This is a genomic window from Dyadobacter subterraneus (assembly GCF_015221875.1).
Taxonomy (GTDB): domain Bacteria; phylum Bacteroidota; class Bacteroidia; order Cytophagales; family Spirosomataceae; genus Dyadobacter; species Dyadobacter subterraneus.
Window position 1 is genome coordinate 542,868 of the sequence record NZ_JACYGY010000002.1, and the last position, 25,666, is coordinate 568,533.

The 25,666-nt window shown below is 39.6% G+C and carries 19 protein-coding genes; 12 read left to right on the forward strand and 7 right to left on the reverse strand.

Going from position 1 to position 25,666, the window contains the following annotated elements; translation table 11 throughout:
- Positions 1–66: 66 nt before the first annotated feature.
- Complete coding sequence (gene thiL, locus IEE83_RS27670) at positions 67–1,089, forward strand: thiamine-phosphate kinase (protein ID WP_194123997.1); 1,023 nt, start codon at positions 67–69, stop codon at positions 1,087–1,089.
- 153 nt (positions 1,090–1,242) lie between these two features.
- Here thiL and IEE83_RS27675 read toward each other — a convergent pair whose 3' ends face one another.
- The gene (locus IEE83_RS27675; RefSeq protein WP_194123998.1) at positions 1,243–2,073 is read right to left on the reverse strand and encodes an aminotransferase class IV; all 831 of its coding nucleotides are present in this window, start codon (positions 2,071–2,073) and stop codon (positions 1,243–1,245) included.
- 347 nt (positions 2,074–2,420) lie between these two features.
- On the opposite strand from IEE83_RS27675, the gene IEE83_RS27680 reads away from it, so the two are divergent.
- Together IEE83_RS27680 and IEE83_RS27685 are read left to right on the forward strand one after the other, a co-directional pair.
- Positions 2,421–3,395 carry a polyprenyl synthetase family protein gene (locus IEE83_RS27680; protein WP_194123999.1) on the forward strand — a complete coding sequence of 325 codons (975 nt, stop codon included), beginning with the start codon at positions 2,421–2,423 and terminating at the stop codon, positions 3,393–3,395.
- Between the two features lie 63 nt (positions 3,396–3,458).
- On the forward strand, positions 3,459–4,079 hold the full coding sequence (locus IEE83_RS27685) for a rhomboid family intramembrane serine protease (protein ID WP_194124000.1): 621 nt from the start codon (positions 3,459–3,461) through the stop codon (positions 4,077–4,079).
- Here the strand turns inward: IEE83_RS27685 and IEE83_RS27690 are convergent.
- Together IEE83_RS27690 and secA are read right to left on the reverse strand one after the other, a co-directional pair.
- The gene (locus IEE83_RS27690; RefSeq protein WP_194124001.1) at positions 4,071–4,730 is read right to left on the reverse strand and encodes a phosphatidylserine decarboxylase family protein; all 660 of its coding nucleotides are present in this window, start codon (positions 4,728–4,730) and stop codon (positions 4,071–4,073) included. The two genes, IEE83_RS27685 and IEE83_RS27690, sit on opposite strands and share 9 nt — an antisense overlap.
- A 156-nt stretch (positions 4,731–4,886) precedes the next feature.
- Positions 4,887–8,231 (reverse strand): preprotein translocase subunit SecA, encoded by a 3,345-nt coding sequence (gene secA, locus IEE83_RS27695; protein WP_194124002.1) that lies wholly within the window; start codon positions 8,229–8,231, stop codon positions 4,887–4,889.
- Between the two features lie 442 nt (positions 8,232–8,673).
- On the opposite strand from secA, the gene IEE83_RS27700 reads away from it, so the two are divergent.
- From IEE83_RS27700 to IEE83_RS27710, 3 genes are all read left to right on the forward strand, one after another.
- Positions 8,674–8,904, forward strand: a complete 231-nt coding sequence (locus IEE83_RS27700; protein ID WP_194124003.1) for a PspC domain-containing protein — start codon at positions 8,674–8,676, stop codon at positions 8,902–8,904.
- A 163-nt stretch (positions 8,905–9,067) separates the two neighbouring features.
- Positions 9,068–10,246, forward strand: coding sequence for an acetyl-CoA C-acyltransferase (locus IEE83_RS27705; protein ID WP_194124004.1), 1,179 nt, complete (start codon positions 9,068–9,070; stop codon positions 10,244–10,246).
- Between the two features lie 178 nt (positions 10,247–10,424).
- A complete protein-coding gene (locus tag IEE83_RS27710; protein ID WP_194124005.1) occupies positions 10,425–11,552 on the forward strand; it encodes an acyltransferase family protein in 1,128 nt (375 codons plus the stop codon).
- Positions 11,553–11,571: 19 nt separating this feature from the next.
- Here IEE83_RS27710 and IEE83_RS27715 read toward each other — a convergent pair whose 3' ends face one another.
- Positions 11,572–12,690, reverse strand: a complete 1,119-nt coding sequence (locus IEE83_RS27715) for an alpha/beta hydrolase (RefSeq protein ID WP_228102100.1) — start codon at positions 12,688–12,690, stop codon at positions 11,572–11,574.
- A gap of 231 nt (positions 12,691–12,921) precedes the next feature.
- On the opposite strand from IEE83_RS27715, the gene IEE83_RS27720 reads away from it, so the two are divergent.
- From IEE83_RS27720 to bshC, 5 genes are all read left to right on the forward strand, one after another.
- Positions 12,922–13,926 carry a glycosyltransferase family 2 protein gene (locus tag IEE83_RS27720; RefSeq protein ID WP_194124006.1) on the forward strand — a complete coding sequence of 335 codons (1,005 nt, stop codon included), beginning with the start codon at positions 12,922–12,924 and terminating at the stop codon, positions 13,924–13,926.
- Entirely contained in the window at positions 13,923–15,056 is a 1,134-nt protein-coding gene (locus IEE83_RS27725; protein WP_194124007.1) for a glycosyltransferase, read from the forward strand. The genes IEE83_RS27720 and IEE83_RS27725 overlap by 4 nt, the downstream gene beginning before the upstream one ends.
- A gap of 21 nt (positions 15,057–15,077) precedes the next feature.
- The gene (locus IEE83_RS27730) at positions 15,078–17,981 is read left to right on the forward strand and encodes a putative Ig domain-containing protein (protein ID WP_194124008.1); all 2,904 of its coding nucleotides are present in this window, start codon (positions 15,078–15,080) and stop codon (positions 17,979–17,981) included.
- 152 nt (positions 17,982–18,133) lie between these two features.
- Positions 18,134–19,951 (forward strand): acyl-CoA dehydrogenase FadE, encoded by a 1,818-nt coding sequence (locus IEE83_RS27735; protein WP_194124009.1) that lies wholly within the window; start codon positions 18,134–18,136, stop codon positions 19,949–19,951.
- Positions 19,952–20,272: 321 nt separating this feature from the next.
- Positions 20,273–21,823: a bacillithiol biosynthesis cysteine-adding enzyme BshC gene (gene bshC, locus IEE83_RS27740; protein WP_194124010.1), complete on the forward strand. Its 1,551-nt coding sequence runs from the start codon at positions 20,273–20,275 to the stop codon at positions 21,821–21,823.
- 7 nt (positions 21,824–21,830) lie between these two features.
- Here the strand turns inward: bshC and IEE83_RS27745 are convergent, their stop codons facing one another.
- The 3 genes from IEE83_RS27745 to IEE83_RS27755 form a co-directional block, all read right to left on the reverse strand.
- The gene (locus IEE83_RS27745) at positions 21,831–22,880 is read right to left on the reverse strand and encodes a hypothetical protein (RefSeq protein WP_228102101.1); all 1,050 of its coding nucleotides are present in this window, start codon (positions 22,878–22,880) and stop codon (positions 21,831–21,833) included.
- Positions 22,852–23,442, reverse strand: coding sequence for a FlxA-like family protein (locus IEE83_RS27750; RefSeq protein ID WP_194124011.1), 591 nt, complete (start codon positions 23,440–23,442; stop codon positions 22,852–22,854). Before IEE83_RS27750 ends, IEE83_RS27745 begins: the two co-directional genes overlap by 29 nt.
- Before the next feature lie 113 nt (positions 23,443–23,555).
- Positions 23,556–24,122 carry an RNA polymerase sigma factor gene (locus IEE83_RS27755; protein WP_194124012.1) on the reverse strand — a complete coding sequence of 189 codons (567 nt, stop codon included), beginning with the start codon at positions 24,120–24,122 and terminating at the stop codon, positions 23,556–23,558.
- A 285-nt stretch (positions 24,123–24,407) separates the two neighbouring features.
- Here IEE83_RS27755 and IEE83_RS27760 point away from each other — a divergent pair, with 285 nt between their 5' ends.
- Positions 24,408–25,631, forward strand: a complete 1,224-nt coding sequence (locus IEE83_RS27760) for a 4-hydroxy-3-methylbut-2-enyl diphosphate reductase (protein WP_194124013.1) — start codon at positions 24,408–24,410, stop codon at positions 25,629–25,631.
- Positions 25,632–25,666: the final 35 nt, after the last annotated feature.

A 25,666-nucleotide genomic window follows, 5' to 3' on the forward strand; every position in this document is an offset into this window, starting at 1 on the left:
TTTATTGATAAACGAAGCCATTTCCCGCAAGAGATGGCTTCATTTATTTTTAGCTAACTTTGCAACATGGCAGAATCAAGAACAGAAATCAGCAATTTAGGCGAATTTGGTCTTATCAAAAGATTGAATCAAGGGCTAAAAAATAATTTACCCGACAGCATAACAGGCATAGGCGATGACGCCGCAGTGATAGATTTAGGTACGGAATTCGGATTATTAACCACCGATATTCTTTTGGAAGGCGTTCATTTTGATTTGTCTTTTTTTCCTTTAAAACATTTAGGATATAAAGCGATAGCTATCAATGTTTCTGACGTTGCGGCAATGAACGGAATTCCACGCCAGGTAACCGTTGGTTTGGCTTTGAGTAATCGCTTTTCCGTTGAAGCCGTTGAAGAATTGTATGAAGGCATGAAAGCGGCCTGCAAAGATTTCAATGTAGATCTTGTTGGAGGTGATACTTCTTCCTCCTTATCGGGATTATTTATTTCTGTTAGCGTTTTCGGACGTGTGGCGAAAGATAGAATTACATACCGAAATACAGCCAAAGCAAATGATCTTTTATGCGTTTCCGGAGATTTGGGTGGTGCTTATATTGGTTTACAATTATTGGTAAGAGAAAAACAGGTTTTCCTGGCTGATCCAAATATGCAGCCACAGCTAGACGGAAAAGAATATGTAATTCAAAGACAACTTCGCCCGGAAGCCCGTATGGATGTAGTTTATGAACTGGCAGGCGCTGGCGTCATACCAACTTCCATGATCGACGTTTCCGATGGACTGGCGTCTGATCTTTTGCATCTTTGTTCACAATCCGGCGTTGGCGCGTTGGTATTTGAGGATAAATTGCCAATCGACGAGCAAACCTACATGGGAGCCGTAGAATTAAATATCGGACCGATAACAGCAGCTTTGAACGGTGGTGAAGATTATGAACTGCTTTTCACTGTACCACAAAGTGATTATGATAAAATCAAAAACAATCCAAAAATCAGCGTCATTGGTTATATGACGGATAAAAAGGATGACGTTTTGTTACATACAAAAGGAGACAACAGAGTTCAGATCACAGCACAAGGCTGGAATTAATTTGATAGGTAATTGATATTTTGCTCAATCTGAATTAACCCAAGGCTTTTTAACGAGCCACCCGTCCGACGGCTTTTTCGCCGTCGGACGGGTAATAAAACTCGAAGCTGAAAATAAACTTAGTCAGAGCCAAAAGCCAACAAGAGAAAAAAATCACTTCCCCCATTCCAGCACCGCTCTCTTAAATAAGTCCTGCAACGAAAGCGTCCGTTTTCCTGCTTTTCCATCGCCAACCAGATTATCCCCAATTTGCACAATAGGCATTACCCATTTGGTTGAACTCGTAGTAAAAGCTTCATCAGCCGTTTCAAGTTCAGAATATAAAAGCGGACGAACTTCAATTTTAAAATGCGCTTCTGCCAATTCCAAAACCACTTTTCTGGTAATTCCTCTCAGAATATTAGTATCAGAAGTAATCAGCGTATCACCTTTAAAAATGAAGAAATTACTTCTTGTCAATTCACTGATCTCGCCGTCTTTATGGAAAAGTAAATCCGAAGCGCCTTGCTTTTTCATTTCATCAGCCATCAAAACCATATGCACATAATTTGTCGTTTTGATTTCCGGCAAATCACGGACATATTGATATGGCAAAACTTTCATTCCTTTTAATAAAGCGGCAGGATTGTCCTGCGGCAATGCTTCTGTACGAATTAAAAAATTTGGCAGAATAACATTTACACTATCAGGCGCATAACCGCCAGTCAATACAAAACGAAAAGCAACTTCTGCTTCTCCGGATAATGCGTGCAAATCTGCCAGAATTTCTGCCACTTCCTCCTGATTTAAAGGAAGAGGAAGTTTTAATAATTTGGCCGAATTTTCAAAACGCTGCCAGTAATCATCCCAGCGAAAAGGAACACCGTTATAAGTTCTGAAATAATCAAACATACCATATCCACGCAAAATAGCCAGGTCGTTTGATTTAAAAATTGACGAATCTAAGGGAGAAATTTCTCCGTTGAAATAAAGATGAAATGGCATTTTGTATTTTATTTTAACCACGAATTCCACAGATATCACGAATTCGCTTAAAGAATATTAGTGTTAATTCGTGTATTCGTGGCAGAAAAAAGAATTATCTACATCCAAATATGGTAAGAATATCCATTTGATTAATCCATGCATCCAAATAAATCCTGACCTACTTCGGATTTCAATATTTTCTAGCAGTTCAATACATTTAATCCAAATACAGAACCATTCATCCAACTAACCTTTGAGTTTATCAACAGGATTTAGCTACTTTGCGTAGTTCTCTTAAAACGGGAAAATTTCGGATCAAAATAATTCGTTTTCAATACGATTGAATACGTAGTAACAAGCCACGAATGACAACAACAGAAAATCTGCTGCAAACCCTGCAAACTGAAATAGAACAAACTTCTTACGGAGAATCTCCTGCTGAACTTTACGAACCGATACGTTATATCATGGCCCTGGGCGGCAAACGTTTTCGTCCGCTTTTAACTTTATTATCCGCATCGCTTTATACAGACGACTGGAAAAATGCTTTAAGACCTGCCATCGCCGTTGAAGTTTTCCATAATTTCACTTTGATGCACGATGATATTATGGATAAGGCGCCACTACGCCGTGGAAAACCTACCGTGCATGAAAAATGGAATGCCAATACCGCAATTCTCTCAGGCGATGTGATGCTGATCAGAGCTTATGATTTTTTGATTGATATAAAAAAGGAAGATCTGAGAAATGTTCTGGTGCGTTTTAATCAGACGGCCGCCGAAGTTTGTGAAGGGCAGCAACTGGATATGAATTTCGAAACCCGCTGGGACGTTACCGAAGACGAGTATTTAAATATGATACGCCTTAAAACGTCCGTCCTGCTGGGCTTTGCACTTGAATTAGGCGGAATCATAGGCGGAGCTGATTCCGAGGCCACGAAACTGCTATATGAAGCTGGTGAAAGTATGGGGATTGGCTTTCAATTGAAAGACGATCTGCTGGATGTTTACGGAGATCCTGAAAAGTTTGGAAAACTGGTAGGCGGAGATATTATTGCTAATAAGAAAACGTTTTTATTGATCGAAGCACTAACAAAAGCAGAAGGCAAAACCGGAGAGGAATTGAATAAATGGATTTCTGCCAAGACTTTTGATAAGAAAGAAAAAGTAGCCGCTGTAAGAGAAATTTATGATACCTTGGGAATCCGCGCTTTGACAGAACAAAAAATTACTGACTATTTTGACCAGGGAATTGATTGTCTGGAAAGGTTGCCGGTTGATTCTGAAAGGAAAAAAACATTACTCGGTTTTGTGCGTCAATTGGTTGAACGGGAACAGTAAAATGTTGATAACCGGTAAATTACCGCAGTTTCAACTATCATTTTAATTTATTAATCAGAAATTATGTCTATCACCCTCATATTAATCGTAATAACTGCTGGTATAAGTTATTACGCGCTTCAAAACTCGCTTGTCATGGATAAGCTGATTATGAATCCTTACAAGGTTACCAAACGGAATGAATATTACAGATTTATAACCTCAGGGTTTATACATGCGGATTTCGGGCATTTAATTTTTAATATGCTTACGTTATGGTTTGTAGGCGAAGGAATAGAAAGGCTTTTTGCTATGCTTTTTGGTACCAGCGGACCGGCGTATTACTTGTTTTTATATCTGGTTGGTATAATAGTATCTGATATTCCTACCTATTTGAAACATCGCAACAATTCAAATTATAATTCCCTGGGTGCCTCCGGAGGAGTTTCTGCTGTGTTATTTGCAGCAATACTAATTAATCCTTTGATGGATATTTATTTGTATTTCTTTATACAACTGAAAGCGTTTATTTTCGGAATCCTGTTTTTGGCATATTCGATATACGAAGGGCGCCGTGGCAGAAGTTACGTCAACCATAGCGCCCATATTTACGGTGCAGTTTTCGGAATGGTATTTATGGCTGTCGTTTATCCGAGTGCTGTACCAAATTTCTTTCAACAAATTTTATCCTGGCGATTATTTTAATTCCGCCAGAACCGTAACGCTTCCAACCGTTTTATCCTGAAGATTAACTTTAATTTCTGCATCAAGCGGTAAGAAAATATCAACACGGGAGCCGAATTTGATAAAACCCATTTCGGTTCCCTGTTCAACTTTATCTCCTTCTTTTACATACCAGCGAATACGGCGTGCTGCCGCTCCGGCAATCTGGCGGAATAATACTTCTACACCTGCCGAGGTTTCCGTTACAACCGTTGTACGTTCGTTTTCCGTACTTGATTTTGGATGCCAGGCTACCAGATACAAACCAGGGTGATATTTAAAATATTTTATCACACCACTAACCGGATTCCAGTTAACATGCACATTGATTGGCGACATGAAGATACTGATCTGACGTCTTGGGCCTTTGAAATATTCGCTTTCCACCACTTCCTCGATTACTACTACTTTTCCGTCACAAGGCGCAATGATCTGGCTTTCACTTTTTGATACCGTCCGGGATGGCACTCGGAAGAATTGTACGATAAGGAAGAAAACAAATATACTGGCAATTAAAGTGATTCTCGGAATCCAGTATCCTTCGGGAAGCAGCATATTTATGCCCACATTAATCAGAATCAATATAATGGCTGCAATCGCCATGATCGTGTAACCTTCTTTATGAAGTTTCATGAAAGGGGAATTTCGTTTACTCTTTGTCTTTAAAAATACAAATATCGTATAAATCTTGATTTTACACGTATCAAAAAGCCTTGCCGATCTAATTTAGAAAGGCAAGGCTTCTTATTTTTCACTATATATTCTTCGCGTTAAGTCTGATGAATGTCGTTATTCGATAACAACACACTCACCGTTTTTAACTTCCTGCTCCACTTTTTTGTATTTCACATCACGCAAAACACGTCCGTCACGATACTGGACTGATACTTTCTGGTTACGATCCGCGATTTTATCCACTTTTATCGGCTGAGCCTTGGTGGTTGATTCCATCTGACGAGCGTATTCATTTGGACCATCAAGATCTGCATCAAAATCTTCATTACGATTCGTTTGAAGCACAGGAGCTGGAGTTGGGCGTTTCGCCGTTTGTTGTACAACCGGAGCGGGAGCCGCTTCTTCCTGTGGAATATCAGCCTTCATAAGGAAGGAAACCATATCAAAGTTTACTTTGCTAAGGAAACGTTTGAAAAGCTCAACCGATTCGAATTTATAGATCAACAATGGATCTTTTTGTTCAAATACAGCATTCTGAACGGATTGTTTCAAATCATCCATTTCACGAAGATGCTCTTTCCATTCCTGATCGATCAGTGAAAGAACAATCGCTTTTTCCATTTCGTGGGTAATCTCATGTCCGCCATTCGCAAGGGCTTTTTTAAGATTTACAACTATACCCGTCTGACGAATTCCGTCACTGAACGGAATCATAATTTCGGTAATCGTGGCACCACGTTCTGAATGGATTGATTGCAGAATTGGCAATGCTTTTTCTGAAATCTGATGATTTTTATCCTGATAATGTTTTTCAGCAGCCTCGTACAAACGCTGTGTTTTTTCCTGAGGTTTTAAAGAAACATTATCGTTTTCACTGAAAGGAAGTTCAATTCCCAGCGTTGTAATCGTTGCAAGGTCAAGCTCTGAATACGTTCCTGCATTTGATACAACTTCTTCACAAACATCATAAAGCGTGTTGGCAATATCAACAGCCAGACGATCACCAAATAAAGCATTACGACGACGCGTATAAATCGCATCACGTTGGTAGTTCATTACGTCATCATATTCCAGAAGACGTTTACGCATACCAAAGTTATTTTCCTCTACTTTTTTCTGAGCCCGTTCAATGGATTTGGTAATCATGCTGCTCTGGATGACTTCGCCTTCTTCCAAGCCCATTTTATCCATAACCTTCGCCATACGGTCTGAACCGAAAAGACGCATCAGGTTATCTTCCAAAGAAACAAAGAATTGAGAAGAACCTGTATCACCCTGACGACCCGCACGACCACGAAGCTGTCTGTCTACACGGCGACTTTCATGACGTTCAGTACCAACAATTGCCAAACCACCAGCTGCTTTCGCTTCCGGAGTTAGTTTAATGTCCGTACCACGACCAGCCATGTTGGTTGCGATTGTCACAGTACCTGGTTTACCCGCTTCTGCAACAACTTCCGCTTCTTTCTGGTGTTGTTTCGCGTTCAATACCTGATGTGGTATTTTGCGAAGTGTAAGCATACGGCTGATAATTTCAGAATTTTCAACCGAAGTTGTACCAACCAAAACAGGACGGCCAGCTTCTACTAATTCCACAATTTCATCCGTTACTGCATTATATTTTTCACGAACAGAACGGTAAACCTTATCTTCCTGATCTTTACGAACCGCAGGAACGTTAGTAGGAATAGAAACAACGTCCAATTTGTAGATTTCCCAGAATTCACCCGCTTCTGTTTCGGCCGTACCGGTCATACCGGCCAGCTTGTGATACATACGGAAATAATTCTGAAGTGTTACGGTAGCGTAAGTTTGCGTCGCATCTTCAACACGTACATTTTCTTTGGCTTCAATCGCCTGGTGAAGACCGTCTGAGTAACGACGACCGTCCATGATACGACCAGTCTGTTCATCAACGATTTTAACTTTTCCATCCATTAAAACGTATTCAACATCTTTTTCAAAAAGAGTGTACGCTTTCAAAAGTTGGTTTACTGTATGAATCCGGGCTGTTTTTACAGAATAATCACGAATCAACGCCTCTTTTTCAATTACGCGTTCCTGTTCGTTAAGGGACTGATCTTTTTCAATTTTGTCCAAATCAACTGCAATATCCGGAAGGATAAAGAAATTGGTCTGTTCTGATTCACCGGTAAGGAAATCAATTCCTTTTTCAGTCAATTCAATGCTGTTATGTCTTTCGTCAATCGTGAAGAAGAGCGGGGCATCAGCCTGAGGCATCAGTTTCTGGTTTTCCGCCAAATATATTGACTCAGATTCCTGCATCAATTGCTTGATACCAGACTCACTCAGATACTTAATTAACGGTTTATATTTTGGCATACCGCGGTGTGCACGGAAAAGCGCAAGAGAGCCTTCCTTTTTGTCACCCGCTGCAATTTTTTTCTTTGCTTCATTCAGCAAATCCATCGCCAGTTTCTTCTGCGCCTCAACGATTCTCGAAACACGAGGTTTCAGTTCAAGATATTCCTGTTCGTCACCACGGGGAACTGGTCCACTGATAATCAATGGAGTACGGGCATCATCGATCAAAACTGAATCGACCTCATCCACCATTGCGTAATGATGTTTACGCTGAACAAGTTCCTCAGTTGTGCGTGACATATTGTCACGTAGATAATCAAAACCGAATTCGTTATTTGTTCCGTAAGTAAGATTTGCTTTATAGGCATCACGACGAGCCTGCGTATTTGGCTGGTGGCGGTCGATACAATCTACGCTCATACCGTGGAATTCAAAAAGAGGCGCATTCCATTCCGCATCACGTTTTGCCAGGTAATCATTCACCGTAACAATGTGAACGCCTAAGCCTGCAAGCGCATTAAGAAAGGCTGGCAAAGTTGCCACAAGGGTTTTTCCTTCCCCTGTTGCCATTTCAGATATTTTTCCCTGATGCAAAACCACACCACCAATAAGCTGCACGTCATAGTGCTGCATATTCCATTTAATTGGTTGGCCAATTACATCCCAGGTACTATTCCAAACGGCTTTATCGCCATTGATTACAACGTTTTTCTTCTTGGCAGCTACTTCACGGTCGAAGTAGGATGCAGTAACTTCCAGACTTTCGTTATCCTTGAAACGACGTGCAGTATCTTTAACAATCGCAAAAGCTTTCGGAAGAATATCCAGCAATACTACTTCAAGTTGTTTATTACGATCTAACTCAAGTGTATCGATTTTCTTGAATATCGCTTCTTTACTATCCACATTAGGTTCAGCCGCAGCCTGCTCACGCAAGGTCACGATCTGATCATCAATCGATTTTAATTCAGAAGCAATATGTGCTTTCAGTCCTTCTGATTGCGCTCTAAGTTCATCGTTGGACAAGGAAGCCAGTTTCGCGTACTCTGCGTTGATCAGGCCGACGTAAGGAGTCAATTCCTTTAAGTCGCGCTCTGCTTTCGTGCCGAATAGCTTCGAAAATATTTTAAACATGATAGTATAGGTATTGTGAATCGTTCATTTTACTTAAAAAATATCAAGCCTGAATAGCCCAAAATGCCAGATTGTCAGCTATTCAAATCATTTTTCAACTACAAATGTAATTTATTGCGCATAGTAATCAGCAACATATTCGATAATCCTAAGGGGATTTTAATGTTTTTTAGATTCCTTTAACGCATACATTCTTAATTCAGGATGTTGTTCCTGAATTTTCTGTTATGTATCAAACGAAACAATTCACCAGTATCAGACACAATCCATGTGATTTTTATCAAAAATTATAACAAAAATTTCTACCCTTCCGCCGACTCTTTATTCCTCATCAAAAACAACCACTTTTCACTTCTTTAAACCATTCATATAGATTCATAACAACTACTATGTATCACCTAGTACCTTTGAATCAACAATAACAAATAAAACGAACATAGCCATGAACAACAATAGATTATTCCGCGATGTAAATAATAAAGTAATAAGTGGTGTAGCAGCTGGTATCGCTAATTATTTACAAATAGATGTAGTGATTGTCAGAGTACTTTTTGTGATGAGTTTCTTTATTCCTTCACATTTCCCTGTAATTCTTTTCTACATCGTGTTATGGATTGCAATGCCTAAAAAAGCAAAAGCTATCGACCATTTTGAAAACCCGGTAGCGCACTAAGGACTTTATCAATTGAACTGTTTTTTAAAACCGACGGAATAAAACTATTCCGTCGGTTTTTTGTTTTACAGATAATTCCTAATTTTACGATAGTATGCAGGCATACTATTTTTCTTTTTAAAAAAGTCACTAAGAATTCAGTTAAAAACTAACCGATAAATCTATGGACGCATACATTGTTGCCGGCTACCGCACCGCGGTTGGAAAAGCTACCCGTGGTGGTTTTCGTTTTACCCGGCCAGACAATCTTGGTGCTGATGTCATTAAATATATTCTGGAAAAAATCCCTCAGCTTGATCCTGAAAGGGTTGACGATGTAATTGTAGGCAACGCCGTTCCGGAAGCAGAACAGGGTATGCAAATGGGAAGATATGTAGCATTACTTTCTCTCCCAAAAAGTGTTTCCGGCATTACAATCAATCGTTATTGCGGTTCAGGTGTAGAAGCAATTGCGATGGCTTCTGCGAAAATTCATGCAGGAATGGCGGATTGCATCATAGCGGGAGGGACAGAATCCATGTCACTCGTTCCAACGATGGGCTGGAAAACTGCTTTGAATTTTGAAATAGCCCAAAACCATCCGGATTATTATCTGAGTATGGGATTAACGGCAGAGCAGGTTTCCAAAGATTTCAAAATCAGTCGTGAAAGACAGGATGAATTTTCATTTCAATCCCATCAAAAAGCATTACTTGCCCAGAAAGAAGGCTGGTTTGATAGCGGAATTGTACCAATAAAAGTGCAGGAAACTTATTTTGATCCAACTTCCGGCAAGAAAAAAATAAAGGAAACAATTGTTGATAAGGACGAAGGGCCGCGCGCCGATACAACCATAGAGGCTCTGAATAAATTGAAGCCGGTTTTTGCAGCAGGCGGTTCTGTTACAGCGGGAAATTCATCACAGACTTCCGATGGAGCGGCTTTTGTTGTGGTAATGTCTGAAAAAATGGTGAATGAGCTGGGCTTAAAACCAATTGCCCGGATGCTTTCTTACGCCACAGCAGGCGTTGATCCAAGAATTATGGGAATCGGGCCGGTGGCCGCTATACCAAAAGCTTTGAAACAAGCAGGATTGCAGCTTGCAGATATTGAACAGATTGAATTAAATGAAGCTTTTGCCGCGCAATCGTTGGCAGTAATCCAGGAGCTTGGTATAAATCCTGAAATTGTAAATCCAAACGGAGGTGCCATTGCTTTGGGTCATGCATTAGGCTCTACCGGCGCACGTCTTTCCGTTCAGCTTTTTAATGAAATGGAGCGCAGAAACCAGAAATATGGTATGGTCACAGCATGTGTTGGCGGTGGACAGGGCGTTGCTGGAATTTATGAAAGATTAAATTAGTACCGATTATTAGGTAAATGAGAGTATTTTTTTGTCATCAGGAAAAATTTAATACATTTCCTGGTGACAATTTTTATTTTACAGGCTATCGAAACAGAATGGCTGTCTAATTTTCCAAAATCCATTTACTGTTGTTAATTGCATTGTTTTACGCACACAAGCATTATTAAAACCCCTAATGACGAAAAATTACTATCCTTCAAAGGAATTAATTAAGACATCCGAGAAGATCGACATCATTCAGGTCCTTCGTGGGATTGCGGTTGTCATGGTCATTATCTTTCATTTCAAAGACATTATAAAGCCTGGCGGATATCTAAGAAAGGAGCTTGATTTTTTGTTCAATTCAGGAGCTGCTGGCGTTGATCTTTTTTTTGTAATCAGTGGATTTATAATGGTTTTTGTCACCCGAAAATCTACCGGAGGAATTGTTTATACTAAAAATTTCCTTCTGAAAAGAGTTCTCAGAATCTGGCCTCTATATGTTGTCGCCACGCTGGTTTATGCGATAGTCGCCGCCCCGGTTATAGCCAATATATCTCTGACTATTGTTTTACAAATTCTGAAAAGTATTTTCTTTATTCCCCTAAGTTATCTTGATCCTCCATATTTTGGCTATGCCTATCTCGGTGTTGGATGGAGCCTTAATTATGAAATGTATTTTTATTTATTGATTGCAATTTCTTTACTATCAGGCAAATATCGCTGGCTTGTTTTTGCTGCGCTAATTATATTGACATTGGTGATTTTACCATTGTCTTGCGAAAATCTTACATTCCGACCTATGGAAACTCAGAATTATGGATCGTTATTTATCAATTTGATTACCAATCCTATTATCTGGGAATTTGTTTACGGAACAATAATCGGACTTCTTTACGTTACGCCTTCCTCATCGGCGATAATGCACAGAATTTTCAAATCGCGAACAATCGTGATCACGGTTATTGTTGCAGTTATGTGGCAGTATATTTCCGGATTTTATGGAGGTCATGGTCCATTTTACTGGGGACTTTCTATGGCGCTCCTTTTTATGGCTCTGGTTTTTTACAACCGCGGAAAATCAATTAAATATCCGTCCTGGCTTATTTATCTGGGCGATATTTCTTTCTCGGTGTATTTGTGGCACGTTCCGGTGGCCGTATTTATTACTAATATTTTCAGCTCATTTTCTCTTCCCCAATTTGCTACGGGCACCCCGGCATTTTTCCTGACAGTTTCTCTTACGCTTATTCTATCTCACATTTCTTACCAGTTACTGGAAAAAAAAATGCATTCCTTTTTTACGGCAAAACTTAAAATGTAAGCTTGGTGTCACTATATGCTTAGTTTATCTTTTTATCTGAAATAACAGTGTATTTTTCAGAGATGATCTGTCTGTAATCCTTTTTCCAAAACCGTTTTATGAACAATGCATAACGCTTTGAAATGTACGTTTCCGGAAAACTCAACACATGTCCGGTTTCAACTTCATAGTTAAGTTCAAAAGGAATTTTAAAAGTCACAAGCTGATCGGAAGTCGTTTTCGCACCGGAAATCATAGGATAAGATGTGCAAAAAAACAGAGAACCGTTTTCATAAGGCAACACATTATCGCCTGTCCGCTGGAAAAATATGGTTGGCTTGGCGGTAGCGGCTGAAAAGCTGCTTCCCTTTAATAAACCATATCCCAGTGAAGTCAGCAGAGCTCTCAATTTAAATCTTTTGGCTGTCTGGTGCGGATCCAGGGCACCCAATAACTTTATAATTCCGGGATCTAACACTTCAAAATCAGATTCCTTCATGTATGCGAGCGAAGAAATAGTAATATTTCCGGCGCTGCTTCCGGCAAGAAATATCTGCGAAACATCGATGCCCAACGTTTCAGCATTACTTGTAAAATAAAACAAAGCAGCATAAGTATCCTGAACTGCCCGGTAAACTGTACGGATAAGCTCCTGTTTTGTACTACCGCAAATATTGGATTCACTTCCTCCGTTAAATCCTAAACGGTAATTTATTGCGGCAGTTGCATATCCTTTTTGCGCAAAATATTTTGCCTTTCCCATCTCATTATCCAGTGTTCCATACAAAAAAGCACCTTCATGGACAAAAAGAACGAAAGGGCGTTTTTTCAGCGTGTCGTTGGCAGGCGCGAGAAATGAAAAATTAAGATTAAGCGTTTGACCGGTATAGTTGTTGGCTTTATTATAAATTCCTGTTTTGCTTTCTAAAGCTGCTTCCGGAAAAATATCTACTTCGCCAAACCGCAGAGAATTCCCTAAAATGCTATCCGTTTTATTGATGACTGCAAAAGCTGTTGTATCAGGAAAAGGGAAAGCAATGGTATCCATTGGATCCGTTCCTGCTTCACCAGGATTTGGCTGGCTTGTTGAAGCGCAGGAGAAAAAAATGGAAGTCGTTATTACTATAATTAATAAACGAATACAGTATTTGTAAGGCATTAAGAATGTCTTTTGAGCAGATGATTGCTGATTAAAAAGCAGAGTCCAATAGTAAAAGTACTAATGAAAGTCAAGATTTTTCAATAACGAAAAAAGGAAAACATATTAAATTTCCTCGTCAGGTAACCGTTAGATAACAAAAGTGCTATTTTTATTGTCTCTTTGCGTGATTTGCTTGTCTTCCAGATAGAATCTTTATTTTTGCCATATTAAACTATACGCCGCTTATTCATGGATGTGTCCATTATTATTATCAATTACCGTACTCCGCAACTCATTATTAATTGCTTAACATCCATTTATCAATATACATACGGCGTTAAATTCGAAATAATTGTAGTAGATAATGATCCCGAAAACGGGGGAAAAAATATTGTATTGGAAAAATATCCTGAAATAAACTGGATAGATATGGAATACAATTCGGGATTTGGAAGAGCAAATAATGCAGGAATGAAAGCTGCAAAAGGCCGGTATTTTCTGATCTTAAATGCTGATACACTTGTGACAGACAATGTGATAGGCCGCTGCATGCAAAGAATGGAGCAACAAAAAGAGATATCAGCAGCCGGCGCTTTGCAACAATATGCGGATGGCAGCGCAATGCCTTTTTATAAAAGCTTTAACGAATTTCATAAAACCTTTTTCATTTTGCCGCCAAGCGGTATTATTGACCGTATTTTAAACAAATTATATCCCGAACCAATATATAATAATCCGGGTCAGTGCGACTGGCTTGTCGGTGCTTTTATTTTTGTAAGACGCGAAGCAGCCGAACTTTCAGGAAGATTTGACGAAGATTTTTTTATGTATGGTGAAGATGTGGAGTGGTCCGGCCGGTTAGCTAAACAAGGTCAATTACGCTATTTCAACGATTGTACTTTTATCCATCTCGAAAACGATAATCCGTTTCGCCGGACAAGTATTTCCTGGATTAACCGGTTCAGCACACAAATGCAGGTTTCCAATATGCTTTGGCTCAGAAAGCAGTATGGTGTTGGCGCATATCTGCTGATGATACTGCATTATATTTCGATGATACCGGTACTTTTCTTATGGAAGATGCTTTTCAGCATCAAACAAAAGAAAAATCCATTCGGGCATTTAAAGACACAGATAATTTTCACACGTAAAACCATGGTTTTACTGCATTATTTCTGGCCGACTCTTTTTGCCAAAAGGCGTTTGTATAAAATTAAACCTTCCGAAAATATAGATTTACTCACCATATCATGAATGTTAGCCAACGAAAAAAAATACTCTTTTTCACCCCTTATGCCACGCGTACGGGTTCTGAAATGTTAATTTATTACATACTTAAATATTTAGACCGAAGTAAATTTGAAGCAGGACTTGTTTGTTTTTCAAAGGGGGAATTGATTAATGATCTGCCTTCCGACATTCCTGTTTTTATCGCTCCCGGCACTTTTTCTTTTTCCCAGAAAATCGCTTTTCACATGGGTTTTCATCCAATCCATAGGGCGATAAAGAAAGTTTCCAAGGATTTCCAGGCTGATCTATGGTACGTTAATACAGTTATGCTGACTGACGTGATCAAGATTGCAAAAGAATTACACATTCCCGTTATTTCTCATATTCATGAACTTTCTGCCATGTACTCCCAGGTTAGCAGTCATGATTTTGAAACAGTAATCAACGATTCCGATCTGCTGGTCGGCTGTTCTGATATTGTTTGCAGATGCCTTGAAGAATCCGGTGGAAAAAGTGTGAAGCGTTTATATCCCTTTGTTGATCTGGAAGAAATCGCGCCGGATAAAGAGAAGGTCCGTAAAATCCGGCAGGAATGGGGTGCCGGTCCGAATGACTTTGTCTGGATGATGTCAGGGACTTCTTCTGAAAGGAAAGGATTTGATTTACTGCCTGACATTGCATTGAAAATTCCTGAAACTGCGCGCGTTCATTTGGTCTGGGTGGGCAGTTTGAGTAAAGACGGTTTGGTATACTGGACTAAAAAACGTTGTGAACAGCTTAAAAATGTTACGGTTCATTTGATTGGTCCTCAAAAAGAAGATTATTATTCCTACATGGAAGCTGCTGACGGATTTATGCTCACTTCCCGACAGGAGCCTTTTGGAATGGTTTTGGTTGAAGCAGCCTGGCTAGGAAAACCGATCGTCTCTTTTGCAAGCGGCGGTCCTACCGAATTTATTACACCAGGGCTTGGAACTATCGTGCCAAATCTGGATATTCCGTTATTTGCAGAAAGTATTTTGCAATGGAATAACAAAATTTCGAGCTTTGATAAAGAATTTTCCCGTCAGAAAGCGCTTACGCATAGTGTTGAAAAGGGCGTGTCGCAATGGCAAACTATAATTGAAAATTTCACGACGGATAAGAATATTTAAGCTGGTAAATCTGAGAATGATATGAATGAATTTTTAATTTCCTGGATTCCTTTCAGGAAAGTTGGTGTGGTGATCGGATTTATTACTTTTTTCATTCATTTCAACTCTTTTGGAAATGTTTTGCAGGGGGATAATACGCGTGTGGAAGCCATTGATCCTCAGCGGTATTTAGCGCTGCTTCTTCTGAACATCTCTGAAAACGAATCGACGGGACCGGAACTGGATCTTATTAAAATGGCCAAACAGTATGGGTTAAATACTGTTTACCTTACCGTTTCGTGGGACAAAGTTTATCTTAATTCACCTACGGATACTCCAAAATGGACACGGTTTGACGATCAGGTCAAACTTGCTACAAGTCTTGGTATGAAAGTGGCTATTCGCATTCACCTGGGAAGACATACTACACGCTACGAGAATTTCTGGAAGGCTCAGAACGGGTCCGTTGATAACTTTGGTAAAATACTTAACTCCGGATATCACGATACATCTTTTGGCTTTGACCAGCAGGATATTGTAAAAAAAGGAGCTGATTTCGTAAAAGAAGTTACGCAGCGCTACAAATATCTTCAGACTCAAAAAAGTTTGCTTTTTATTGCCGTTACTAACACGCCTACCCAAGAATCAGGTTATCCTGCCTGGAATCTGACCGATGAAATAGAAAATGCTGCTGTATTCGATTATTCTCCAACCATGATATCAGGTTTTCGTACCTGGCTAAGCACAAATTATAAGAAAATTGACAGGCTGAACTATCTCTGGGGAACATCTTTCAAATCTTTTGACCAGGTTTATGCACCTTCCGCCAATTGGGACCCGCACCTTTCTTTTGGGCAACGCGCTGGAAAAGACTGGTATTTATACAGACATATTGTCCTCAAAAATTACATCAATCAAATGATCGATGCGGTAAAGTCTGTTGATGCCACAATAAAATATGTTTCCGATTTCGGGTCGGCTTATGACCTTGCATCTGCCGGAAGAGGAACACTTGCTTATAAAGATCTGAGCGAAAAAGCGGATGGTATCAAAGCAAACGATGAACCGGGCACAGATCACCATTTTTCAATGGATATATTAAAAAGTGAAGCGCCTGCCGATTTCATTGTAGGCAATGAAGCTTTTTACAATTCTTCAATAGGATTTAGCGCAACGGCAGCCCAGATCAACGAAAATTTTGCAAATGGAGCAAATTTCATTTCAATTCTGGTTTCGACAACAGCTGACATGCAGCAGCTTGAATCTTCTATAAGACAGGCAGGCACGCGCTGGCTTAATACGCCCATGCAGCCCATCATTTATAAAGATTCAACCGGGTATCGGTTATCATCTGCTGTGGAAAAAGGCGGTTCTCAAAATGTGATTTATAACGATTGGTCAAAAAAGGCCTATGCAAATCCATCGAATCCAACACCGGTTTATATCAGACTCGTTGAAGATTTGCTAAGCCCTGAATATTGGGCCGATGCTTCCAATCACGCACCCTACGTTTTCAGACCAATTCCGATGCAGATTATTGCTGTGAATAAAGATTTCACTTTCAGACTTCCTATTGATACATTTTCGGATGGTGATGGTACAATTGTAAGCACACGGGTGGGTACCTTACCCGCATGGCTCAAATTTAATTCCGGACAATTAACAGGAAAACCAACGACGCTCGGAGATTTCAGAATTTTGGTGCAGGGTATAGACGATGAAGGTGCGTCGGCCGATGCATATCTGACAATCCGTGTTGAAAGCAAGGAAAACACCAATAAACCACCGACAGTCAGCAGTAATTTCTCAAACCTGAAAGTTGCCGTAAATGAACCATTCACATTTACAGTTCCGAAAACTGCGTTTGTAGACAGCGACGGCACGATATCAAAAGTAGAAGCAAGTGAATTGCCTTCATGGCTTACCTTTTCAAACGGAGTTCTTTCGGGCAGACCAACAACAACCGGAGATAACAGAATTTCATTTAAAGCGTACGATAACCAGGATGCTTTTGTAGAAATTTATTTCAATGTCCAGGTGGTAGAACCGCAGTTTTTGAACAACCTTCCTTATATCACGGCAACATTTCCAGATAAATATGCCCAGGTAAACCATCCGTTTACGTTCATTTTACCTTCGGATATTTTTGCCGATAGTGACGGATATATATCTTCAATCACGGTTCAAAACAGGCCTTCCTGGCTGGATTTTTCACTCAATGTTTTTTCAGGAACACCTACCGAAGAAGGGGAATACAGATTGATTATCAGGGCTTACGATAATTCCGGCGGATCTGTCGAGACGGTTTTGGTTATAAAAGTAGAAATTCCACGCATTCGCTTTGAAATCGTAAGGGGAGGCCGCGCCGTTGACCAGACAATCGTTCGGTCACTTAGCGGAAATGATGTATTGGCTTATGATAATTTACCATCATTATTGAATATTTATGCATACGGAAATTTCGAGTATGATCAGGTTAATTTCAACCTAAACGGTCCATATCGGAAAATATCTACAACGTCCAAATTTCCTTACGCGCTGTTTGAGGGAGAAACCGGATTCGCACCGTATGTGGGCAGATATACGCTAACCGTTATTGCTTCAAACAAGGATTCGGCAGTTGTTACGAATTCAATTCAGTTTAGTATTTCCTCGGGCGATTCTGTCAATATCACAAAGGATATGACCGAATGGCAATTTTACCCAAATCCGGTACAGGACATTTTTAATTTTAAATTGCCTGACCAATCAGCTCTTGACCAGTTTCAATATTCCATCGTTTACAGCACCGGCCAGCGAATGCCGGTTTCAAAGGGATTTATCACAGTCCAGGACAACCTGGTCAATATGGACCTGACCCGCATGGGACTGACTTCCGGCATTTATTATGTCCGTGTGGAAACGGATGGAAAGCTCGTCAAACAGTTCCGGGTTTTAAAAAAATAACGCTTCGAATTGTTAAAAAATATCCCAGATTTTTCTTATTAGTATGCTTGCATAATATTAGGAAAGGAAATATATTTGTTAAAAAGTAAATAGTATGCTTGCATACTATAATCAATCTACGACTTGTATTAATTACAAAAATATCAATCATTATGGCCGTTGCAGAAGATAAAAAAACGTCGATTAAGGGAGGTGAATTTTTGATCAAAGAAACACTCGCATCACAGATTTTTATTCCGGAAGAGTTTAACGAGGAACAACAGATGATTGCAGATACCTGTCGGGATTTTCTGCGTACAGAAGTATGGCCAAGACTGAACGAAATTGACCAGGCAAAAAGTCCTGAACTAATGTCGTCATTGATGGATAAAGCTGGTGAACTTGGGTTGATGGGAACGGTTGTACCGGAAGAATTCGGCGGTTTCGGAATGAATTTCAATACTTCCATGCTTGTTGCAGAAGCTACCGGCGCAGGAAATTCATTTTCCGTTGCGCTTTCGGCACATACAGGAATCGGGACCTTACCAATTGTATATTATGGAGACGAATCACAAAAAGCGAAATATCTTCCAAAACTGGCTTCCGGAGAATGGAAAGCTGCTTATTGTTTAACGGAACCGGATTCAGGTTCTGATGCGAATTCAGGAAAAACAAAAGCAAAACTGAGCGAAGACGGAAAACATTACGTCATAAACGGCCAGAAAATGTGGATAACCAATTGTGGTTTTGCTGATGTTTTTATTGTTTTTGCCAAAGTCGTTGATGCAAGCGGACAAACAGATAAAAATCTTTCGGCTTTTATTATTGAAAAAACCTTCGGCGGAATAACGATGAATGAGCCGGAGCATAAAATGGGAATTAAAGGCTCTGACACACGTCAGATTTTCTTTAATGACTGTCTGGTTCCTGTCGAAAACATGCTTTCCGAACAGGGAAATGGTTTTAAAATTGCCGTTAATATTTTAAATATAGGCCGGATAAAATTGGCTGCTGCTGCACTTGGCGGTTCAAAACAAGTAGCCAAACAGGTTATCAATTATGCCAACGAACGTAAACAATTTGGTATTTCCATTTCAAATTTCGGAGCGATAAAACACAAATTGGCCGAAATGGCCATTCGTATGTTTACGACCGAATCTGCTGCATACCGCGTTGGTCAAAATGTTGATGATCTGATCATTACACTAAAAGAAAAAGGTTTAAGCGATGCGGAAGCAAAACTTAAAGCTTTGGAAGAACTTGCGATTGAATGTGCGATCATGAAAGTGCACGGTTCGGAAGTGTTGGATTATGTGGTGGATGAAGGTGTTCAGGTTTATGGCGGAATGGGTTATTCGGCCGATGCACCAATGGATCGGGCTTACCGTGACAGTCGGATAAACCGCATTTTTGAAGGTACCAATGAAATCAACCGGCTTCTGGTTGTTGATATGCTTTTGAAACGCGCGATGAAAGGTCAGCTAGATCTGATGGGACCGGCGATGGCGGTTGGAAAAGAAATTATGTCCATTCCTGATTTTGGTTTTGATGAAGATGAAACGCTTTTCGCAGCGGAAAAGAAAGTGATCAGAAATCTTAAAAAAGCGGTATTAATGGTAGCAGGTTCTGCCGTTCAGAAATTTATGACCAAACTTTCGGATGAACAGGAAATTATCATGAACCTGGCTGATATGGTTATTGAAACGTACGTGGCTGAATCTGTTTTGCTTCGGGTTGAAAAAAGAATAAATTTATTGGGAGCAGAAGCGAATGCATTGCAAAAAGATATTGCTCAGGTTTATTTGAATGAAGCGGTAGAAAAAGTGAATAGTGCAGGAAAATCTGCCATTACAAGTTTTGCAGAAAGTGATGAACTGCGTGTAATGCTGATGGGTTTGAAACGTTTTACAAAAATTGAACCGTTAAACCTTAAAGACGCACGCCGCCGGATTGCAGATGCCCTGATTGCCAAAAATGATTATATTTTCTAAATAAGGCGGTAATGCCAAAGAAATTAAACTGAATTATTAACCTAGCTAATTACTTATTCAAAGAAGAAACCAGATGAAAATCTGGAAAACTAAAAACCAAAGACGATCAAGTGAAATGCCGGAGCTATGTTAGTTCCGGCATTTTTTTGACAATTTTTTATATAAGTTTGGTCCTGTTGCTTAACAAGTGTTAATGAAGTAGTTTAACTCAGTTTTTTTCATGAACTTTCACACGAATTGCATGGTTTATTTTCATTATGCATATCACCCTAAACGCCTAGTACTTTGCATTCTTTAATTGAGACTGAAAAACCACCTTTCATGACTGTTCATTCCGTTGATTTGCGTACTACGGGTCAGTTCCCTGCGCTCCTTCTCGATTATCTGGATCAAAAACCTTCGCTTAAAGACTTTTACGGCACTTTTCCTACGGTTGAAAACACCGCAGATATTATAAAACAAAGAGCAGATTTTAGTCTGGAAAAACGTCAGACGCTGGTTAGGGTTTTGGAACAACAATATGCAGGGCAACCCTATTTGCCGGATTTCTCAATTCTTTTAGACGAAAAAACATTTACAGTTACGACCGGTCATCAGCTTAATATTTTTACCGGTCCGTTGTATATCATTTACAAAATTGTAACCATCATTAACCTTGCCAAAGAATTAAAGGAAACTTATCCTGAATATAACTTTGTGCCTGTTTACTGGATGGCCAGCGAAGACCATGATTTTGCAGAAATTGCATCATTTCATTTATACGGACAAACACATAAATGGAAAGGTGAACACAAAGGCGCTGTTGGGAGGCTTAATCCGAAAGAACTTCACAGTATTCTTAAATTACTACCGGACAGACCATTACTTTTTGCAAAAGCATATCTGGAAAATGAAACATTATCCGACGCGGTTCGATGTTATATGCACGAATTGTTTGGAAAGGAAGGATTGATTTGTATCGATGCAGACAACGCCGACCTGAAACGTCATTTTCTACCGGTTATCAAAGAAGAACTTACAGCTTCTTCTTCCGCCGAAATTGTAATAAAAACTACTGAAAAACTTTCTTCACTGGGTTACCATACACCACTGAATGCGCGTGAGATCAATTTATTTTATCTTGTTGATAATCTGAGAGAACGTATTGTTAAAGAAGACAATCTTTACAGGGTTTTAAATACGGATCTGGTATTTACTGAAGAAGAAATCATTGAACTTGCTGATGAACATCCGGAATATTTCAGTCCGAATGTAGTGCTTCGCCCATTGTATGAAGAAATTATTTTGCCAAATCTTGCCTACATCGGCGGTCCTTCGGAAGTGCCTTACTGGTTGCAGTTAAAAGGTGTTTTTGATCATTACAAAGTAACCTTCCCAATGTTGATACCACGGAATTTTGCAATGTATATTACTGAACAGCAGCGCAAAAAAGTTGAAAAACTGGAAATCAGTTATGAAGACCTGTTTCTGGATGAAGTAACATTGAGAAAGAAATTTGTAGAAACACATTCCACAAATGTTTTGGATCTTGACGAGGAAAAAGAAGCCTTCTACGCACTTTTTGAAACCATATTAGACAAGGCAATTGCTATCGACAAATCCATGATAGGAGCTGTAAAAGCAGAAGAAACCCGCATTCGTCACTCCTTTGAACATTTGGAAAAACGCCTTAAAAAAGCAGAAGAAAGAAATCACGAAAGTGAAATTGATCAGCTTCTTGCGTTGAAATACAAACTATTCCCAGGAAAATCTTCGCAGGAACGTTATGATAACTTCCTGAATTTTTACCTGAACGATCCAACATTTATCGCAAAACTTCTGGTATCTTTCAAACCGCTGGACTTCCGATATAATGTTTTGATAGAAGGATAATCCAAAATTAATTTTTCAGTTTCACATCACCATAATTGGAATAAACGGTAATTCTGGCACCTGAGCCCGTACCGATTTTCCCCTGGTATTGCCTGGACTGATTGTAGGTTTTTTCCTGTTTGGCAGGTTGTTTGGAAAAATTCACATTAGGCGGACAGGTGAAACTTCCATTCATAACGGTAACGTTAAAGCTGTTGGATTCTGCCGGAAGTGTCACGGAAGAGAATTGAGCCTGAATATTCAAATGCTCATCCGAAGAAGGAAGTTCCTCCATCCTGAAATTATCCGAATAATTTAAATTGATTTTCCCTTTTCCACGAAGTTTTCCAATCACTGCTTCTGAATAATTAATATTGGTTGTCAGGTCGTTAACATCACCAATAGACAACTCTCCGTTTTTGATATTAAGGATAAGCGTTTTAACCTGATCAAGTTTCAGATTTGAAAATTTGAATTCCATATTTCCACCTTCCATTTTCCCGATTTTCACCTGTCCGAATTGTGAATTAATCACATTCTGAACATTATCAAGCGTGTTTGCGTAGAAATTTCCATGTCTGGAATCAATGGTAAGCGGCGCTTCAAAAATGGGAATGTTTGTATCACCGAATTGATTCTTCACAACCAGTTCATTTTCCTTCGGCATGTAAATCGTGTAATCGATCTGGATAAAATTCTTTTCACCCGATTTTTTTCTCAACGCATTCCATCCGTTGCTTGCAAAACTGTTTTTGTCGATAATCGTTTTAAGTCCAATAAGGTTTTTTGCTCTGCTTTCACCAATCGTTACCGAGCTCATATATTCCCCTGCCTTCGAATCACTTTGGGCCGAAGCGGTAACAATGATTTCAATTTTGATCTCGTTTTTCTTCCACAAATTTACTTTTACCTCCCCATACTGGTTATCGATCATAAGCTGGTCGCGCTCGCTGACTTCAAATACCTTGACAATATGTTTTCGTTTTTCAACAAGCATTGAAGGCTCCGGGCTTAACGCAAAAGCGCCCGCAGGTAATAATAAAGCAATATTAAACAGTAGGTGAAATATTTTTTTCATGGCTTTGGGTTGCCTTTTTGATACGTTGTAAAATAGTCAGTTGCTGATTTAGCAAATCCACCTGGTATTGCAGATTTTCTATCATAGCACGAATCAATGCTTCCTGGTTAGGGGCATTGCCCAGATCAGATTTAAGATTTTGATAGCTGTTTTCAAGACTTTTGAGGTCAGCCGAAAAATCTTTGTATAATTCAGGATTGTTACTTGCCAGCTTAAAAATTTCGTTCCGTTTTTCATCAATCATCACATTATACTGATTGAATTCGCGGGCATAAGCGGGCACTTTAAGCGCAACACCGGGATCCCGGGTTACACCATATTCCTTGTTGAGGTAGAAGAGATAACCGATACCCAGAGCCAAAATCACTCCGGCAGCGATCCGCCAGTCGAAATAAGGATTATTAAGTCGTTTTACTTTTTTTTGCGGTTCTGCGGGTACCGAAGGAATGCTATTTTCGATTCGATCCCACAAAGAATCCTGAGGCAAGAAAACGTCGAATCCATCCCTATTATCCCGCACAAACCTCTCCAGACGATCTTTTTTATCAGAAGACTTTTTCATTGATTGTTAACATATAAAGTGTAAAGTTTCGATTCAAATGATACTGTATTTTTAGTTTTATGTAATATCTATAAGTACTCTTCTTTTGTTAGTATCGTTGCGTTTGCCTTCCTTTAAGCTCTTCCGAGTATTTCTGTCAACTTTCTTTTCCCCCGCATATACTGCGTTCTGGATGTCGTTTCACTTATTCCCAATACTTCTCCGATTTCCTCATGATCGTAACCCTCAAATAAATAAAGACTTACCACCACCCGGTATCCATCCGGCAATCTCAAAACTGCATTTCTGATTCGCTCTACTTCCAGAGTCGTATCATTTTCATGCCAGCCAAAGCTGTCGTCCATTTCCTGACCATCTTCCAGCGTTTCCTGAAATTCATCTATTTCCACCCATTTTACCTTTCTGCTCCGAAGGTGGTTAATAGACTTATTTACCACGATCTGCTTAAACCATGCACCAAAAGTCGATTGCTGACGAAATTGGTGAAGGTTTGTAAACGCGTCCACAAATGCCTCCTGCAAGACATCTTCTGCTTCACCGTTATGATTTATTATCCGCATGCAAATGTTGAACATAGCCTTAGAGTAGCATTTGTATAGCTCGTACTGCGCTTTGCGCTCTCCGAGTTTACAACGCTCTACCAGTTCCACATGCTGGTCGGTGTACAATTTCGTTTTCAAGCAGAAGGTTTAGATTTGAACGTTCTGAGGTAAAGAGGCAATTAGTTGTATAGATGTTGCATGAATGTACAAAATATTTTGGTGGCTGTCGGCGATCGGCTGTCAGCAGTCGGCTTACAACCATTAAAATTCCAATTTTTCCATCAGTTTGACAGCCGATTGCCGAAAGCCGACAGCCCTTTTGAACAAACCCAATCCCTCATTTGTTATCAAAAAGAAAACATCCTGTTTTGACTATTGCTCAAAAATGGCCTATTTTGTTACTTACAATCACTGAATCTGTAAATGAAAACGTTTAATATACCCGATTTTTACCGGAGCCGTATCATCACACCGATTAAGGAATTCCGTCGTAAAAACGATAAACTGAAACGTGATTTCACGCCAACCGTACTGGATTTCGGGCCGGTTCAGTTTCTGATTGCACGCCATTTTGGATTTTGTTATGGTGTTGAAAACGCCATTGATATAGCTTACAAAGCCATTTCAGAAAATCCTGATAAACGGATTTTTCTTTTAAGTGAAATGATTCATAATCCGGATGTAAACCGTGATTTAACGGATCGTGGTGTAAAATTCATCATGGACACCAAAGGAAACCAGCTAATTCCATGGGAAGAATTTACGCCGGAAGATATCGTTGTTGTTCCAGCTTTCGGAACGACGATTGAAAACCAGAAAAAGCTTACTGAACTTGGAATTAATTCTTACATCTACGATACCACTTGTCCATTTGTAGAAAAAGTCTGGAACCGCGCTGAGCAGATAGGACAAAAGGATTATTCCATTATTGTTCATGGAAAACCATTTCATGAAGAAACCCGCGCAACTTTTTCGCATAGCAAGGAAAATGCCCCGACGATTGTTGTAGAAGATATGAAGCAAACGATTCGTTTGGCTTCTTACATAACAGGCGAACTTCCTGCACAACAATTTTTTGAAGATTTCAAAGGACAATATTCCGAAGGATTTAATCCTGAAAAAGATTTGCAAAGAATTGGTGTGGTTAATCAAACAACGATGCTGGCTTCTGATACACAAGGCATTGCAGATTATTTAAAAAATGTAATGACCAAACATTACAGTCTTCGGCCGGAAGAAGTTGAAACACGTTTCGCCAATACAAGAGATACGCTTTGTTATGCGACAAACGACAATCAGGATGCAACTTATGCTTTGCTGACACATCCGGCTGATCTGGTCATTGTTGCCGGCGGATATAACAGTTCAAATACTTCCCATTTGGTAGAACTTTGTGAAGCGAAACTGCCAACCTATTTTATAGAATCGGTTAATAAAATCCTTGACAATAATCTGATCAGGCATTTTAATCTGCATACCAAGGAAGAAACAGTTTCTGAAAATTATTTACCAGAAAAAACGCCAGTCAGGATTATGTTAACCTGCGGAGCTTCTTGTCCGGACGCGATAGTCGAAGGAATTTTAATGCGTTTGCTATCCTATTTTGAAAGTGCAAAACCGATTGAAGAGGTAATGCAGGCTTTCTGATACTAAAAATTTTTCTGACCGTTAACACAAATCAG

Coding starts and splice junctions, on each gene's coding strand:
- thiL (WP_194123997.1), top strand. CDS start 67: ATGGCAGAATCAAGAACAGAAATCAGCAATTTAGGCGAATTTGGTCTT.
- IEE83_RS27675 (WP_194123998.1), bottom strand. CDS start 2,073: ATGCCATTTCATCTTTATTTCAACGGAGAAATTTCTCCCTTAGATTCG.
- IEE83_RS27680 (WP_194123999.1), top strand. CDS start 2,421: ATGACAACAACAGAAAATCTGCTGCAAACCCTGCAAACTGAAATAGAA.
- IEE83_RS27685 (WP_194124000.1), top strand. CDS start 3,459: ATGTCTATCACCCTCATATTAATCGTAATAACTGCTGGTATAAGTTAT.
- IEE83_RS27690 (WP_194124001.1), bottom strand. CDS start 4,730: ATGAAACTTCATAAAGAAGGTTACACGATCATGGCGATTGCAGCCATT.
- secA (WP_194124002.1), bottom strand. CDS start 8,231: ATGTTTAAAATATTTTCGAAGCTATTCGGCACGAAAGCAGAGCGCGAC.
- IEE83_RS27700 (WP_194124003.1), top strand. CDS start 8,674: ATGAACAACAATAGATTATTCCGCGATGTAAATAATAAAGTAATAAGT.
- IEE83_RS27705 (WP_194124004.1), top strand. CDS start 9,068: ATGGACGCATACATTGTTGCCGGCTACCGCACCGCGGTTGGAAAAGCT.
- IEE83_RS27710 (WP_194124005.1), top strand. CDS start 10,425: ATGACGAAAAATTACTATCCTTCAAAGGAATTAATTAAGACATCCGAG.
- IEE83_RS27715 (WP_228102100.1), bottom strand. CDS start 12,690: ATGCCTTACAAATACTGTATTCGTTTATTAATTATAGTAATAACGACT.
- IEE83_RS27720 (WP_194124006.1), top strand. CDS start 12,922: ATGGATGTGTCCATTATTATTATCAATTACCGTACTCCGCAACTCATT.
- IEE83_RS27725 (WP_194124007.1), top strand. CDS start 13,923: ATGAATGTTAGCCAACGAAAAAAAATACTCTTTTTCACCCCTTATGCC.
- IEE83_RS27730 (WP_194124008.1), top strand. CDS start 15,078: ATGAATGAATTTTTAATTTCCTGGATTCCTTTCAGGAAAGTTGGTGTG.
- IEE83_RS27735 (WP_194124009.1), top strand. CDS start 18,134: ATGGCCGTTGCAGAAGATAAAAAAACGTCGATTAAGGGAGGTGAATTT.
- bshC (WP_194124010.1), top strand. CDS start 20,273: ATGACTGTTCATTCCGTTGATTTGCGTACTACGGGTCAGTTCCCTGCG.
- IEE83_RS27745 (WP_228102101.1), bottom strand. CDS start 22,880: ATGAAAAAAATATTTCACCTACTGTTTAATATTGCTTTATTATTACCT.
- IEE83_RS27750 (WP_194124011.1), bottom strand. CDS start 23,442: ATGAAAAAGTCTTCTGATAAAAAAGATCGTCTGGAGAGGTTTGTGCGG.
- IEE83_RS27760 (WP_194124013.1), top strand. CDS start 24,408: ATGAAAACGTTTAATATACCCGATTTTTACCGGAGCCGTATCATCACA.